Source organism: Hymenobacter taeanensis (assembly GCF_013137895.1).
Lineage (GTDB): Bacteria > Bacteroidota > Bacteroidia > Cytophagales > Hymenobacteraceae > Hymenobacter > Hymenobacter taeanensis.
In genome coordinates this window covers 2,348,645-2,361,198 of sequence record NZ_CP053538.1, presented here as the reverse complement: position 1 = coordinate 2,361,198, position 12,554 = coordinate 2,348,645, and the positions used below count along the sequence as shown (strand labels likewise).

Here is a 12,554-nt window from a genome sequence, read left to right as displayed (position 1 = left end):
TCAGAGAGGGCTGGCTCCCAGACTGCCCTTGGCTCTACCTTTCACAACCCGTACTGCGGAGTTTGTACAAAGCATTCCGGTGGCACGCAAGTTCCCGAGTCTATCGGCTTCGGCGGCGCGTAGGGAAGAACACGAGCTGAATAATCAGGAATACAACGCTGGTATACAGTGTGCTTACCAGAATTTTAACCAAGGTGAGGCCTAGCACCTGAAAACTCCCGAGCTCCAGCAGGAAAAAGGCAGTATGGTGAATAGCCACCAGCAGCAGCAGGTACACAATTACCCACTGCCCGCCCATCTGGTGGATGTTCACGGAATCCTGAGAGTCGTAGCCATCGCGGGGGGTGAGCAGGCGCAGCACCCAGGGGCGCAGGTAGGCCACTAGCACTGCGGCGGCGGCATGCACTCCACCCGAGTCAAAGAATACATCCATGGTGTAGCCCAGCCCAAACCCCAGCAGAAGCTGCACCACAATGGGCGTACCAATGGGCAGAAACAACAGGAAGCCCAGGTAGAAAAAACACCAGCCCAGATTGAACAGCACAAAGTCGGGCCCACTGATGAGCAGCACGTAGAGGCCGGCGTACAACGCAAAGCGCAGTATCTGCAACAGAATGGTTCCTACTCCACTCATGGCTGATCGTCGGTTTCGGGTTTCACGCCGGCGCGGGCTTCCAGGGTATCGCGCTCAATTTTGGGGCGGCTGTTCACCACGTACACGTAGGCCAGGTTGGAGAAGTTAACCGCCAGCCGCACCTTAATCGTCCAGAAGTTTTTATCGGGCTCCTTCACGAAAGACTCAATTGTACCCACCATCACGCCTTCCGGGAATACTGCGTTGTAGCCGGAGGTTACTACGGTATCGCCCCGCACCAGCTTATTCTGGCGCGGAATGTTGTCGAGCAGCACATAAGCGGGGTCTTCGCCGAGCCACCGGATGGTGCCAATGGTGCCATCGCGCTGGATGCGGGATGATATAGCCGTTTTGGAGTGCAGCACTGAGGTGATGGTAGCATAATGCTCACTACTTACCAGTACCCGGCCCACCACCCCGGCGGCAGCTACCACACCCATTCCGGGTCGCACCCCATCCAGGCTGCCAACATTCAGGGTCAGGAAGTTATCTACCCGACGCTGGGTATTACTCACCACCCGGGCCGGAATCAGGGGGTAATCGGGGTCGCGGGTAGGAAGCTGGCGTAGGCCTAGCAGCAGCGAATCGGGGCGACCCAGCAGGGCCAAGCGGGCCTGGGTAAGGCTATCTTTCTTGATGGGAAGTGAGTCGGCTTCCCGGGTACTCAGGTCGGGCCGGTAGAGCTGCTGACGCAGCAGAGCATTCTCCTTCACCAACTCGTGGTTTACCTCCACCAAGCGGAAGTAGTCGTAGATACGCGTGCGCAGGTCAAGCACCTGGCCTACGTAGCTGTTGGCAGAGTTAAAGAAGGCCGCCCGCTGATAAGAGCTGTTGCGCACCAGCAGAAACAAGCTCAGCACCTCCAGCAGCGCAAACACGAGGATACCCCGGTAGCGAAACAGAAAGGCGAACAGGTTACCCATGAGGCAATAAGCAATGAAGAAGGAATAATGAACAGATAGGGCTAGAGCCCGGCAGCCTTAGTGCTACCCAACGGCAAATTGCTCACTGCTCATTATTCGTTGTTCATCAATTAGGTCAGCAGCACCCCACGGAAACCGAGGATGTTCTTGATAGCAGCTCCCGTGCCGCGCACTACGGCACGCAAGGGGTCTTCGGCAATGTGAATGGGCAGCTTGGTTTTCACGGCCAGGCGTTTGTCTAGGCCACGTAGCAGGGCGCCCCCACCGGTAAGGTGGATGCCGTTTTCGTAGATATCAGCGGAAAGCTCAGGCGGGCTGATTTCCAGCGCCTTCAGTACGGCCTCCTCGATTTTAGCTACTGATTTATCCAGAGCAATAGCAATTTCAGCCGAGGTTACCTTGATAACCTTCGGAATGCCGGTCATCAGGTCACGGCCACGCACTTCAAAGTCGGGGGGCGTTACTTCCAGCTCTGTGAGAGCGGCACCTACTTCAATTTTAATGCGCTCAGCGCTTCGCTCGCCAATCAGCAGGTTGTGCTGGCGGCGCATGTAATCGAGAATATCCTGGTTGAACACGTCGCCGGCCGTCTTGATTGACTGGTCGCACACGATACCCGACAGCGCGATAACGGCAATTTCAGTGGTACCACCTCCAATGTCGATAATCATCGAGCCAACGGGCTGCTCTACGTCAATGCCAATCCCGATGGCGGCGGCCATGGGCTCCTGAATCATCCAGACCTCCTTGGCGCCAGCGTGCTCAGCAGAGTCACGTACGGCACGCTTTTCTACTTCCGTAATGCCCGACGGAATGCAGATGACCATGCGGTGCGAAGGCTGAAACAGCCGCGTGCGCGTGTCAATCATCTTGATCATGCCCTTGATCATTTCCTCGGCGGCGTGGAAGTCGGCAATAACGCCATCTTTCAGTGGCCTGATGGTTTTGATGTTATCGTGGGTCTTTTCGTGCATTTGCTGCGCTTGCCGGCCCACGGCAATTACCTTATTGGTAGTGCGGTCTTTCGCAATGATGCTCGGCTCATCCACCACGATTTTATCGTTGTGAATGATGAGCGTGTTGGCCGTGCCCAGGTCAATGGCAATGTCGCTGGTCAGAAAATTGAAGAAACCCATCGAGTAACGGCAAGTGAATGAGAACGGGCTGGTTGCGCCCGTCAAAAGTGGGGGCAAAAGTAAGCAAGTTTCGGCGAAGCCCGACACGCCAACCTCGCATTATAAGCCAGACCGGAAGCAACATTGCCTCCTGACGAGCAGGGCACCGAATATTGTGCAGCTCTCAACGTTAGCAACGGCCCAACATTGTGGAGCGGCCAAGATACCGCTTCCCTGCTACAGTTCAGCTTCCTGAAATAAAGCAGCCCCTAACGGCCACGCGGGCGCCAGGGGCTGCTTTATACTCAGGCGCTTACAGTTTATCAGCGGGGCCAGAGGCCTACCACTAATAGAGCCGCAATTTTTTAGTGCTTGAAGTGCCGTACGCCAGTCATTACCATGGCCATGCCCAACTGGTTGCAGGCGGCAATGCTGTCGGCGTCTTTGATAGAGCCTCCAGGCTGCACTACAGCCCGGATACCAGCCTCCCCGGCAATTTCTACGCAGTCGGGGAAGGGGAAGAAGGCATCAGAGGCCATGACGGCACCCTTCAGATCGAATCCAAAGGTCCGAGCTTTCTCGATGGCCTGCTTCAGAGCATCAACGCGAGACGTCTGGCCTACGCCCGATGCCAGGAGCTGCCCGGCCCTGGCCAGTACAATGGTATTGCTCTTGGTGTGCTTGCAGACTTTGTTAGCAAACTCCAGCGCTTCTACTTCCGCCGCCGTGGGCACCGATTCCGTAACGGTTCGGAACTCGTTGGCGCCCTCAATTACGCGGTCAAAGTCTTGCTCAATTACACCGTTAAGCAATGTTTTCACTTGCTTGGCGGGGAAATTTACGGGCTTCTGACGGAGCAAAATGCGGTTCTTCTTGCTCTGCAGAATAGGCAGCGCTTCCTCGGCAAACTCAGGAGCAATGAGCACCTCAAAGAAAAGCTTATTCAACTCCTCTGCCGTAGCAGCATCTACCGGCTGGTTTACAATAAGTACGCCGCCAAAGGCCGAAATAGGGTCACAGGCCAGGGCGTTCAGGTAAGCTTCTTTCAGGGTGCTGGCCTGAGCTACACCACAGGCATTGGTGTGCTTTAGAATGGCGCAGGCGGCCGGGCCTTCGGTAAACTCCTGCATTAGCAGTACGGCGGCGTCTACGTCTACCAGGTTATTATAGCTGAGCTGCTTACCGTGGAGCTGATCGAAAAGGGCCGATAGGTCACCGTAGAAAATGCCGGCCTGGTGAGGGTTCTCGCCGTAGCGGAGGGGCGTAGCTGGCTTTTCGCTGATTTTCAACGCAGCGCCACTTAGCTCCGTCCCCTGCGCCATGTAGCGGAAAATCTGGGTGTCGTAGTGTGAGGTGGCCTCAAAGGCGGCAGCGGCATAATGACGGCGGTCTTCGAGGTCGGTGGCGCAGTTCTTCGTGGTTAGCAGCTCCGTTACGGCCGCATATTGGTCGCGGCTGCTTACCACCAGCACGTCCCGGAAGTTTTTGGCGGCGGCCCGCAGCAGAGAGATGCCCCCAATGTCAATTTTCTCGATGACATCCTGCTCAGCGGCTCCAGAGGCCACTGTTTCTTCAAACGGGTACAGGTCTACCACTACTAGGTCAATGGGCGGAATCTGATGCTGCTCCGCCTCGGCCAGATCACTGGCCTCGTGGCGGCGGTGCAGGATACCTCCAAACACGGTGGGGTGCAGCGTTTTTACCCGGCCCCCAAATACGGCCGGAAAGCCCGTGAGGCTCTCTACGGCCGTTACGGGAGCTCCTTGCTCTTCAATAAACTGCTGCGTTCCGCCCGTTGAGTATATCGTTACGCCGTGCTGCTTCAGCAAGGCCACTAAGGACTCTAGGCGGTCTTTGTAATAGACGGAGATAAGAGCGGAACGAATGGGCTGCGACGACATAGCGAAGAAACTTGGGTGAAGGCGAAATGCGCCACGAAGGTAGGAACCCCTCCGCCGTGCTACCACCCAACTATGTTACTGAATTGTTACGCCACTCCTGCTCACTGCGCTTCAGTGGCTCTTGCCACGCGCATACGGCACGATTAAGTGAAACTTTTAGCACTAAATTTTCTTACAGCCCAGTTCTCATTCTCAGCCGTATACTCTCGTAGCCATACTGCTCTTTGTAAAGGCCCTGCTTCTTGGTGTGCCTGCTGCCGCCCGAATACTTCGTTGTAATGTCTGAAATCTTACTCCCCACTTCTGCCCCTACCCCACGCACTGAGCCAGTGACTTCTTTACGCCCCGGAGCCACACTGGCCCCGGCAGCGGCAAGTGTGGCTGCTGCTGCCAGTCTGGCCCCGCGCTTGTTTGCTCAAGCACCTTACTCAGACCAGGAGGGAGGTTTTCCTACGGAAGAATTCATCTGGCTACGAGAAGCAGGCCTACTTACCGCTGCCTTGCCCCCAGACATAGGCGGCAGTGGCCTAGGCCACCCTTCGCACGCGCTAGAGCTTCTCCGGACCCTCCGGCACATAGGGCGCGGCAACCTAGCCGTGGGCCGGGTGTATGAAGGGCACGTAAACGCGTTGCTCCTGTTACAGCGCTACGGTCGGCCAGCGCAAATTGCCCGCTGGGCAACAGCGGCACGCACCGGCCACTTGTTTGGCGTCTGGAACACGGAGGCACACGATGGGGTGAAGCTGGAGCCCCTGCCCAATGGCCGCTACCGGCTGCAGGGCAGCAAAACGTTTGGGTCGGGAGCGGGCAGCGTTACGCGGCCCCTGCTTACCGCTCAGCTGCCTGATGGTGGCTGGCAAATGCTGATTCTGCCTGCTGATGAGCAACCGCCTGTGCTGGACACCTCCTTTTGGCGCCCCCTCGGGATGCGGGCCACGGCCAGCTTCCGGGTTGATTTCAGCGGCCTGGAAATTGGGGCTGACGACTTGCTGGGCCACCCCGGCGACTATTACCAGCAGCCGTGGTTTAGTGGCGGGGCCACCCGGTTTGCAGCGGTGCAGCTAGGCGGCGCCGAGGCTATTTTTGACGAAACCCGTCGTTTCCTGCGTGACCTAAAACGCACCGACGACCCATACCAGCGGCAGCGCTTAGGGGAGATGGCGCTGCTTGTGGAGAGCGGTAATCATTGGCTGCAAGCAGCGGCCGCATACGAGAGCAAATCCGCTACCGATGCCGAATCAGCTGTAGCGCATGCAAACATGGTGCGCACAGCCATTGAGGAAATCTGTCTGCGGATACTCCCCCTGGCTGAGCGTTGCGTGGGGGCCCGCGGGCTGCTGCGGCCTGAGCCATTTGAACGCCTGCACCGCGACCTAACCCACTATCTGCGGCAGCCCGCCCCCGATGCCGCGCAAGCCGATGTTGGACGCTACGCGCTGGAGAAAACCAGCCCTGCATACCGCCTATGGAATGACTGATTTACTGCCGCCTTCCGCCGCTCTGTTTAGTGAGTTACCCGTTTATCTGCCGGAGGCCGTAGCTGCCTTTGGCCCAACCATAGTGGTAGCCCCCCACCCCGATGATGAAACCTTGGGCTGCGGCGGCCTACTGGCCTTGCTCCGCCAGGCCGGGCTGCCGGCGTGGTGCGTGCTGGTGAGTGATGGGGCTATGTCGCACCCTAATTCCCGCAAGTTCTCTGCGCAGGCCCGGCAGGCGCTACGGACGCAGGAGCTACGGAATGCGTTGGCAATTCTGGGCCTACCCGGTGATGCCCTGCACACCCTAGGCCTCCCCGACGGCTCCGTCCCGGCTCCGGAAACGGCCTCGGGTGCTGCCGCAGTGGGCCAGCTTCAGCAGTTTTTTACTGCTACTCAGCCCCAAACCGTGCTTGTGCCCTGGCGCCGCGACCCGCACCCCGACCATCGGGCCAGCAGTCAGCTGGTGCGGGCGGCCCTGGCAGGCCTGGCCACCCCTACCCGCCTGCTGGAGTATGTGGTGTGGGCCTGGGAGCGAGCCGCCGCCCATGACCTGCCGCAGCCAGGCGAAGCGCAAGGGTTCCAGCTCAATATCAGCTCTGTGCTGCCGCAGAAGCAGCGGGCCCTTGAGGCACATCGTTCTCAGCTAGCCGGTGGCCCCATCGACGACGACCCCACTGGCTTCACGCTGGCCCCCTCAATGCTGGCTCACTTTGCCAAGCCAATGGAGGTGTTCTTTCAGGTAACTACCTGATCCTTGTTTTAAACTCCTTACAGTGTAGTATTTCTCTCCTCCTATGTCTAGTTTCCAGCCCAACCCCAACCAGCCTAACACGCTCCCCCCCGACTACTTTGATGCCGTGTATCAGGCCAACGCTGACCCGTGGGGGTTTGAAACCAGCTCTTACGAGCGAGAAAAATATGCTACTACCCTGGCCGCACTACCGCGCGACCAGTATGCTGATGGGTTTGAAATTGGCTGCTCACTGGGAGTGCTCACCCAGCAGCTGGCTCCCCGTTGCCACCACTTGCTAGCCGTTGATGTGGCTCAGGCGGCCCTGGATAAAGCCCGCCAGCGTTGCGCCTCCTTGCCTCAAGTAGAGTTTCAGCAGTTGCAATTGCCCAACGACTACCCTCTGAGCCGTTCCTTTGACCTTATCTTGCTATCGGAGGTAGGGTATTACTGGAGCCCAGAGGATTTGCTGCGTGCCAGCCAGCAAATTCTTCACACCCTGCGCCCCGGAGGGCACCTGCTGCTGGTGCACTGGACTCCTCCCGTACACGACTACCCTCTCACGGGCGATGCGGTGCACGATTTCTTCCTCAACCTAACCACCCCCGGTGGCCCCCTACGCCACCTGAAAAGCCAGCGCCATGCAACCTACCGCCTCGATTTATTTGAGGCAGTCGAAAGTCGGTAGGTAGGGGCAGGTTTGTTCGCTGAACCGCATTCCAGTTGGGGCCGGTTGCTTATTTCTGTGATAGTGCATGCGTTGCCAGTTCGCGGCGCAGGTAGGCTAGGGCATCGGTGAGGGCCATGGCGGGCCACTGCGCTTCCCAGCGGCCATTTCTGGCCCAATACCTCCGTACCCAGCTCCATAGCTGACCAAAGGTTAAGCAGCTGTGCATTTGCCGCTCTAGGGTTTTGAGGGGCAGGCTCATGGAGGCGGCTAAGGTTGGGAGTGTTTCTGCCAACGTACCGGCAGGCCTGCCCTGCCATAATGCACGCAGGGCACAGCGGGCTTTCCATTCCTTCACCAACCGGGCAGGGCTTTCCACAAGTGGCTCCTGCGCCAGCTGCCCTAGCTTGGCCCACTGTCGCAGTTGCCAGGAGAGGCCTACGGCTACCCGGCCCTTCTGACGGCCAGATGTATATACCCGCACTTCCGGACTATGACGCAGGCATAGGTCGTGGCGCAACAAGGCCTGGTACAGTGCTTCATCTTCTAGGTACGGGACAACGGGCAGGCCACCTACGTGACGGTAAGCCGCGGGCGTAAGCGCAAAGCTGGCCCCAAAATGTTGGTGATGCCGCGGCCAGGGGTCAGCTTCCTGCGGATCAAGCAGCGCCTCTAACCGTGCCCGCAGCAACTGATAGGCGGCATCTTGGAGCTGATAGCGCCGCACTACGCAGGCAGTGGCCACTGTAGGCGTTTTCATCAAAATACGCCCCCCCACAGCATCAGCGCCCTGGGCCAGAGCTGCCTCGGTGGCCGCTAGCCAGGTGGGGGCTACTTGCGTGTCGGCATCGGTGCTGGCAATAAAGCTGGCGGGGTTGTTCACCAGCTCCAGCCGCCGGCAGGCCTCATCCATTAGTAAGCGCCGGGCCTTACCAATATGAGCCTCAGCCCGCGGCAGCCTCACTTCTAGCACGTGCAAAGCCACTGCCGGATGGCACGCTGCAAACTGCCGGGCCACGGCCGCAGTTTGGTCACTGCAATTATTAGCCAGCACTATTATCTCGTATTCGGCGGGGTTAAGCGGATATCCAGTTAAAGTGGTTTGCGCTACTAAGGCCGCTAGTGTATCCGGCAGGTTTTCTGCTTCATTCTTGGCTGGCACAACCACCACCATTCTTAGGCCAGCAGCAGGTGGCCTAGCAACATGCGCAGTAAGCGCCGGCGCGGGACTTGCTGCTGCTTCCTTAACCGCATGAAACCGAGAGGGGAGTACAGAGCTCATGGCTTCCTTTACGTGATTATGCCATGGGTCATGGCAGGTGTTCAGAGCAGTTTCAATTTTATACTGCCTCAGGTGACGGAAAAAATGTACCCGTTTGCAGGCACATTGCGGTGCACTAGCGCTTGCTGCTTTTGCTACCGCTGAAAAAGGCCTTTCCGTACGGAAAGGCCTTTCTTGTGTAAGCTATCAGAGTTAAAACGCTTCTCCCACGGCAAAGATGATTCCGGAGTTTCCGCCGGAGCCCACGCCGTAATCGAGGCGGATGTTGAGCCGGTCGCGGCGGTTGAAGCGGAAGCGTAGGCCTCCCCCTCCAGCAAATTTGGTATCATCGAAGGTGTAGTCGCCGAGGCGGGGCGCCACCTGGCCTACGGCTCCAAATACTACCCCATCAAAACGCCAGAAGAGCTTCTGCCGAATTTCAGCTTGCGCCGTGGTGAACTGACGGTCGCGGAAACGGGCTTCGTAAATGCCACGCATGAGGTAAGCATTATTATACAGGGAGCCCCCTAGCGTAGCACCCATACCGCCTAGCTCCCGGAACGGTACGCTGCCAGTGTGGTACTGCCCCAGAAACTGCAGCGCCAGAATAGTATTGTTGGTGCCAAACAAGGGGTTGAAGTGGCGGGCATCAACCATGTAGCGCGTGAACTTATAGTCGCTGCCTAACGCCCCGCCATTAAACAACATGTGCGCATCCACGAAGTTACCCGTGTAGGTAGCCAGCACATTGTCCCGACCATCATACAAAATAGCCGGGCCCAAACCCGAGGTTCGGTAGCCTGAGCGCTGAGAAGCAGGAATATTGTAGTACTGGGTAGCAGGGTTGTTGATAGGGTCTTGCGGATCTTTCAGGTCCACGTTGCCCAAGTCGGTAAAACGATAGCGCAAACCCACAAACAGGTTAGGCACCACCTTAGCCAGCACCTTTTCATCAAACACCCATAGCGGGTACTTTATTTGGGTTTCGTCGCTCTTGCGCGTGTCGTTCCCAATGCCGTAGTAGTTGAAAGCCAAATCATAATAGCTCAGCTCACCTGAGAGGAAAAATTTTTCCTCGGGAGTAAAAATAGTGTGGGTGAGCTGCACTGTGGTTTGCTTTTTCTGCGAAATCCAGGCAATCAGCCGCGCATTTGATTTGCGCACCATAGTGTCTTGCCCAAAGCGCCAAACAGGCAAAATGGCTACGCCACCCGCAAACCCGGTCTCCTGCTGATAAAAAGCAATAGGCACCGGAATGAAGCTGGGCTTATTGGGGTCAGAGGGGGTGAGCTTAGCCGGAGCGGGCGCCATTGCGCGGTTTAGGCCCACCGGAGCCCCATTAACAGGAGCTTCAGGTGTGGCGGGAGCTTCTGCCGAAGCCCACAGCGGGGTAGAATCGGGAGTAGCGGGGGCCGACTGCGCCAGGGCAGCGGGTGCAGCCAGCGCGCTTAGCGCTAACAGCGAGTACAGAAAGCGCATACGTTGATGGCTTGAGATAGAAGTGGAGGGAACAGGCAGCGCCTGATTTCGTCAGCTGAAGGAGCTGGAATTCAGACCAAACTTCTCAGCTAACGGAACAGTAGCCTTTGCGGTTTTACCCTGCCAGCAGCATGGAAAGAACTCCTGCCAGCATCACCACTTTACAGGCCGTACTTAGCTGGGCAAAATGCTGCCGCCGGTCGGCTCTGCGCAGCTGTATAGCCAGCCAGCCCAAGGGCAACAGCACCAGTGCAAACAGCCATAGGCCTAGCCCCCACTGCCCCGTTTCTAGCAGCACCTTCTCTACGCCTAGTACTAGCACTGCCAAACAAGCCAGAAAAAATGCTACTACCCATTTGGTTTTCGGCACTCCTACCACAATAGGGAGCGTGCGGCAATCATGCTCAGCATCGCCGCGCATATCTTCAATATCCTTCACTATCTCGCGCACCACTGTGAGCAGAAAAGCCGCCAGCGCATACAGCCACACTGGTTTAGTTCCTATCCGGAGCTGCAGCTCCGGCAACAGTACCAATGCTGCCGTGAGCATGGCAATGCTTACGTTACCCACCAGGGCCACCCGCTTAAACCGCACGGAGTACCCCCACAGCAGCAACGCCGAGCCCAGATTTACTAGCCCCAGCAACGGTGAAAGTGCCCCGCTCACCAACACTCCCAGCCCCGAGAGCAGCAAGTGCCCCACCATGGCATGGCGCCGGTTTACCACCTTGCCCACCACCAGCCGGTCGGGCCGGTTGATGGCGTCAATTTTTACATCGTAATAATCATTGATAATGTAGCCTGCCGCCGCAATGCTAAGCGCCGCCAGTGCCAGCAGGGCAAATGAAGGCGTCAGCACTTCGGCCCAAGGCGCACGAGGCAGCAGTAGCGCCTTCCGAACCAGCAGCAGGCATAAGGCCATAATCAGCAGGTTGGGCAACCGAACCAGGAGCGCCAGCTGCCGCCAGGGTCCAGGATCTGCCGTGGCAGGCTGGTTAGAACGGGTAAAGCGAGGGGCAGCCATGAGATAGTAGCGGAATAGTAGCTGCAAAGATGCACCTCAACCAGATAGAACAATAAGTGGGCGGCGCAAAGCTCAACAGCCGGCGGCCTTATAGCAACAGAAAGCCCCTCCCGCTCGCGGGAGGGGCTTTGCTCAGGAGTAATTAGCCTCTGAGCAGACCTAAGTCTACACTTTCTTCACATTCACCGCATTAACACCTTTGCGGCCTTCCTGCGTTTCAAACTCCACGCGGTCATTCTGTTGGATCTGGCCCCCGTTAAGACCGGTAATGTGGACGAAGAAGTCTTCCTTCGATCCGTCTTCCGTAATGAAGCCGTAGCCCTTCGACTCATTAAAGAATTTTACGGTTCCTGTTTTCATGAAATAAAAAAATGATGTGAATGATTGGTGGGTAAATATAGAGGGATTTTGGAAAAGCACAACCCCGCCTGAAAGGGACGGGGTTGTGCTTTTTTGCTCGTTATGTACTGTAATAGAACCGGCTACCGACGCAGTACTACCAAGTGCCTTGGGTGCGCATCACGTGCTCAATTAGCTCCCGCACGGCGCCGTGCCCACCACGCAACTCGGTAGTGTAGTTACTGATTTCGCGCACGTCGCGGGCGGCGTCGGCGGGGCAGGCGGCTACGGCACAGCGGCGCATTACTTCGGCGTCGGGCACATCGTCGCCCATGTAGGCAATGTGGGCAGGGTCGAGGCGGTACGTGTTGATGTAGTTGTTGAAGATCTTCATCTTATCATCAACCCCCAGAAAAACATCCCGGACATCCAGTGACTCTAGCCGTTTCCGGACCCCCTCCTCCTCACGGCCTGAGATTACGGCAATCCGATATCCCTGGCGCAATGCGTGCCGAATGGCAAACCCGTCGCGAATGTGGAAGGCCCGGGCCTGCTCTCCGGAGTTGAAGGCGAGCAGCGTTCCGTCGGTCAGAACCCCATCTACATCCAATACAAAGGCCTTGATAACTGATAAGTCAGGCGTACTACTATTCTCACTCATACAAATGGTAGGAAGCATTCTGGGGCTAAGCCGAGCGCAACGAACTGAAAAAGTTAAGCGCCCAAGCGAGACTAGGCCAGATTGCTATTGGTTATCGCGCCACTCATACACCCACTTGGCCTGAATTTGCTCCAGGTGGCCTTCCGTGGCCTGCTCGCGGGTGCCTTCAAAGTTGGGCAGCGAAAGCACCCACTCCAACAGGTCGGTGAAGCGAATGCGGTAGATTTTGGCCTCGTTGAAGTCGTCACCGAACTTCTCGTACAGCGCCATGGCAATATCCTCATGGTCGCTCCACTTAATGGGGGGCTCGAAGTGGTTCATTGGGTTCAGTTATCGGTTAGC

General features: G+C 57.4%; 13 protein-coding genes. 3 read left to right on the top strand and 10 right to left on the bottom strand.

Going from position 1 to position 12,554, the window contains the following annotated elements:
- Positions 1–100 precede the first annotated feature (100 nt).
- The 4 genes from HMJ29_RS10045 to purH all read right to left on the bottom strand — a co-directional run bounded on the left by HMJ29_RS10045 (position 101) and on the right by purH (position 4,573).
- Positions 101–634, bottom strand: a complete 534-nt coding sequence (locus HMJ29_RS10045; RefSeq protein ID WP_171591350.1) for a hypothetical protein — start codon at positions 632–634, stop codon at positions 101–103.
- Positions 631–1,557, bottom strand: a complete 927-nt coding sequence (mreC, locus tag HMJ29_RS10040; protein ID WP_171591349.1) for a rod shape-determining protein MreC — start codon at positions 1,555–1,557, stop codon at positions 631–633. Before mreC ends, HMJ29_RS10045 begins: the two co-directional genes overlap by 4 nt.
- Before the next feature lie 110 nt (positions 1,558–1,667).
- Positions 1,668–2,693, bottom strand: coding sequence for a rod shape-determining protein (locus tag HMJ29_RS10035; RefSeq protein ID WP_135529477.1), 1,026 nt, complete (start codon positions 2,691–2,693; stop codon positions 1,668–1,670).
- A 344-nt stretch (positions 2,694–3,037) separates the two neighbouring features.
- Positions 3,038–4,573: a bifunctional phosphoribosylaminoimidazolecarboxamide formyltransferase/IMP cyclohydrolase gene (gene purH / locus HMJ29_RS10030; protein WP_171591348.1), complete on the bottom strand. Its 1,536-nt coding sequence runs from the start codon at positions 4,571–4,573 to the stop codon at positions 3,038–3,040.
- 278 nt (positions 4,574–4,851) lie between these two features.
- Between purH and HMJ29_RS10025 the strand changes: the two genes are divergently transcribed.
- The 3 genes from HMJ29_RS10025 to HMJ29_RS10015 are packed head-to-tail and all read left to right on the top strand — an operon-like array spanning position 4,852 to position 7,469.
- On the top strand, positions 4,852–6,051 hold the full coding sequence (locus HMJ29_RS10025; protein ID WP_171591347.1) for an acyl-CoA dehydrogenase family protein: 1,200 nt from the start codon (positions 4,852–4,854) through the stop codon (positions 6,049–6,051).
- Entirely contained in the window at positions 6,044–6,802 is a 759-nt protein-coding gene (locus HMJ29_RS10020; protein WP_171591346.1) for a PIG-L deacetylase family protein, read from the top strand. Before HMJ29_RS10025 ends, HMJ29_RS10020 begins: the two co-directional genes overlap by 8 nt.
- A gap of 43 nt (positions 6,803–6,845) precedes the next feature.
- Positions 6,846–7,469, top strand: coding sequence for a class I SAM-dependent DNA methyltransferase (locus HMJ29_RS10015; RefSeq protein ID WP_171591345.1), 624 nt, complete (start codon positions 6,846–6,848; stop codon positions 7,467–7,469).
- Positions 7,470–7,518: 49 nt separating this feature from the next.
- Here the strand turns inward: HMJ29_RS10015 and HMJ29_RS10010 are convergent, their stop codons facing one another.
- The 6 genes from HMJ29_RS10010 to iscX form a co-directional block, all read right to left on the bottom strand.
- Positions 7,519–8,730, bottom strand: a complete 1,212-nt coding sequence (locus HMJ29_RS10010; protein ID WP_171591344.1) for a glycosyltransferase family 2 protein — start codon at positions 8,728–8,730, stop codon at positions 7,519–7,521.
- Positions 8,731–8,922: 192 nt separating this feature from the next.
- Entirely contained in the window at positions 8,923–10,188 is a 1,266-nt protein-coding gene (locus HMJ29_RS10005; RefSeq protein ID WP_171591343.1) for a BamA/TamA family outer membrane protein, read from the bottom strand.
- 115 nt (positions 10,189–10,303) lie between these two features.
- Positions 10,304–11,212, bottom strand: coding sequence for a geranylgeranylglycerol-phosphate geranylgeranyltransferase (locus HMJ29_RS10000; RefSeq protein WP_171591342.1), 909 nt, complete (start codon positions 11,210–11,212; stop codon positions 10,304–10,306).
- 165 nt (positions 11,213–11,377) lie between these two features.
- A complete protein-coding gene (locus HMJ29_RS09995) occupies positions 11,378–11,572 on the bottom strand; it encodes a cold-shock protein (protein WP_135432717.1) in 195 nt (64 codons plus the stop codon).
- A gap of 136 nt (positions 11,573–11,708) precedes the next feature.
- Positions 11,709–12,212: a KdsC family phosphatase gene (locus HMJ29_RS09990; RefSeq protein WP_171591341.1), complete on the bottom strand. Its 504-nt coding sequence runs from the start codon at positions 12,210–12,212 to the stop codon at positions 11,709–11,711.
- 84 nt (positions 12,213–12,296) lie between these two features.
- Positions 12,297–12,533 carry a Fe-S cluster assembly protein IscX gene (iscX, locus tag HMJ29_RS09985; protein ID WP_171591340.1) on the bottom strand — a complete coding sequence of 79 codons (237 nt, stop codon included), beginning with the start codon at positions 12,531–12,533 and terminating at the stop codon, positions 12,297–12,299.
- Positions 12,534–12,554 lie beyond the last annotated feature (21 nt).

Coding starts and splice junctions, on each gene's coding strand:
- HMJ29_RS10045 (WP_171591350.1), bottom strand. CDS start 634: ATGAGTGGAGTAGGAACCATTCTGTTGCAGATACTGCGCTTTGCGTTG.
- mreC (WP_171591349.1), bottom strand. CDS start 1,557: ATGGGTAACCTGTTCGCCTTTCTGTTTCGCTACCGGGGTATCCTCGTG.
- HMJ29_RS10035 (WP_135529477.1), bottom strand. CDS start 2,693: ATGGGTTTCTTCAATTTTCTGACCAGCGACATTGCCATTGACCTGGGC.
- purH (WP_171591348.1), bottom strand. CDS start 4,573: ATGTCGTCGCAGCCCATTCGTTCCGCTCTTATCTCCGTCTATTACAAA.
- HMJ29_RS10025 (WP_171591347.1), top strand. CDS start 4,852: ATGTCTGAAATCTTACTCCCCACTTCTGCCCCTACCCCACGCACTGAG.
- HMJ29_RS10020 (WP_171591346.1), top strand. CDS start 6,044: ATGACTGATTTACTGCCGCCTTCCGCCGCTCTGTTTAGTGAGTTACCC.
- HMJ29_RS10015 (WP_171591345.1), top strand. CDS start 6,846: ATGTCTAGTTTCCAGCCCAACCCCAACCAGCCTAACACGCTCCCCCCC.
- HMJ29_RS10010 (WP_171591344.1), bottom strand. CDS start 8,730: ATGAGCTCTGTACTCCCCTCTCGGTTTCATGCGGTTAAGGAAGCAGCA.
- HMJ29_RS10005 (WP_171591343.1), bottom strand. CDS start 10,188: ATGCGCTTTCTGTACTCGCTGTTAGCGCTAAGCGCGCTGGCTGCACCC.
- HMJ29_RS10000 (WP_171591342.1), bottom strand. CDS start 11,212: ATGGCTGCCCCTCGCTTTACCCGTTCTAACCAGCCTGCCACGGCAGAT.
- HMJ29_RS09995 (WP_135432717.1), bottom strand. CDS start 11,572: ATGAAAACAGGAACCGTAAAATTCTTTAATGAGTCGAAGGGCTACGGC.
- HMJ29_RS09990 (WP_171591341.1), bottom strand. CDS start 12,212: ATGAGTGAGAATAGTAGTACGCCTGACTTATCAGTTATCAAGGCCTTT.
- iscX (WP_171591340.1), bottom strand. CDS start 12,533: ATGAACCACTTCGAGCCCCCCATTAAGTGGAGCGACCATGAGGATATT.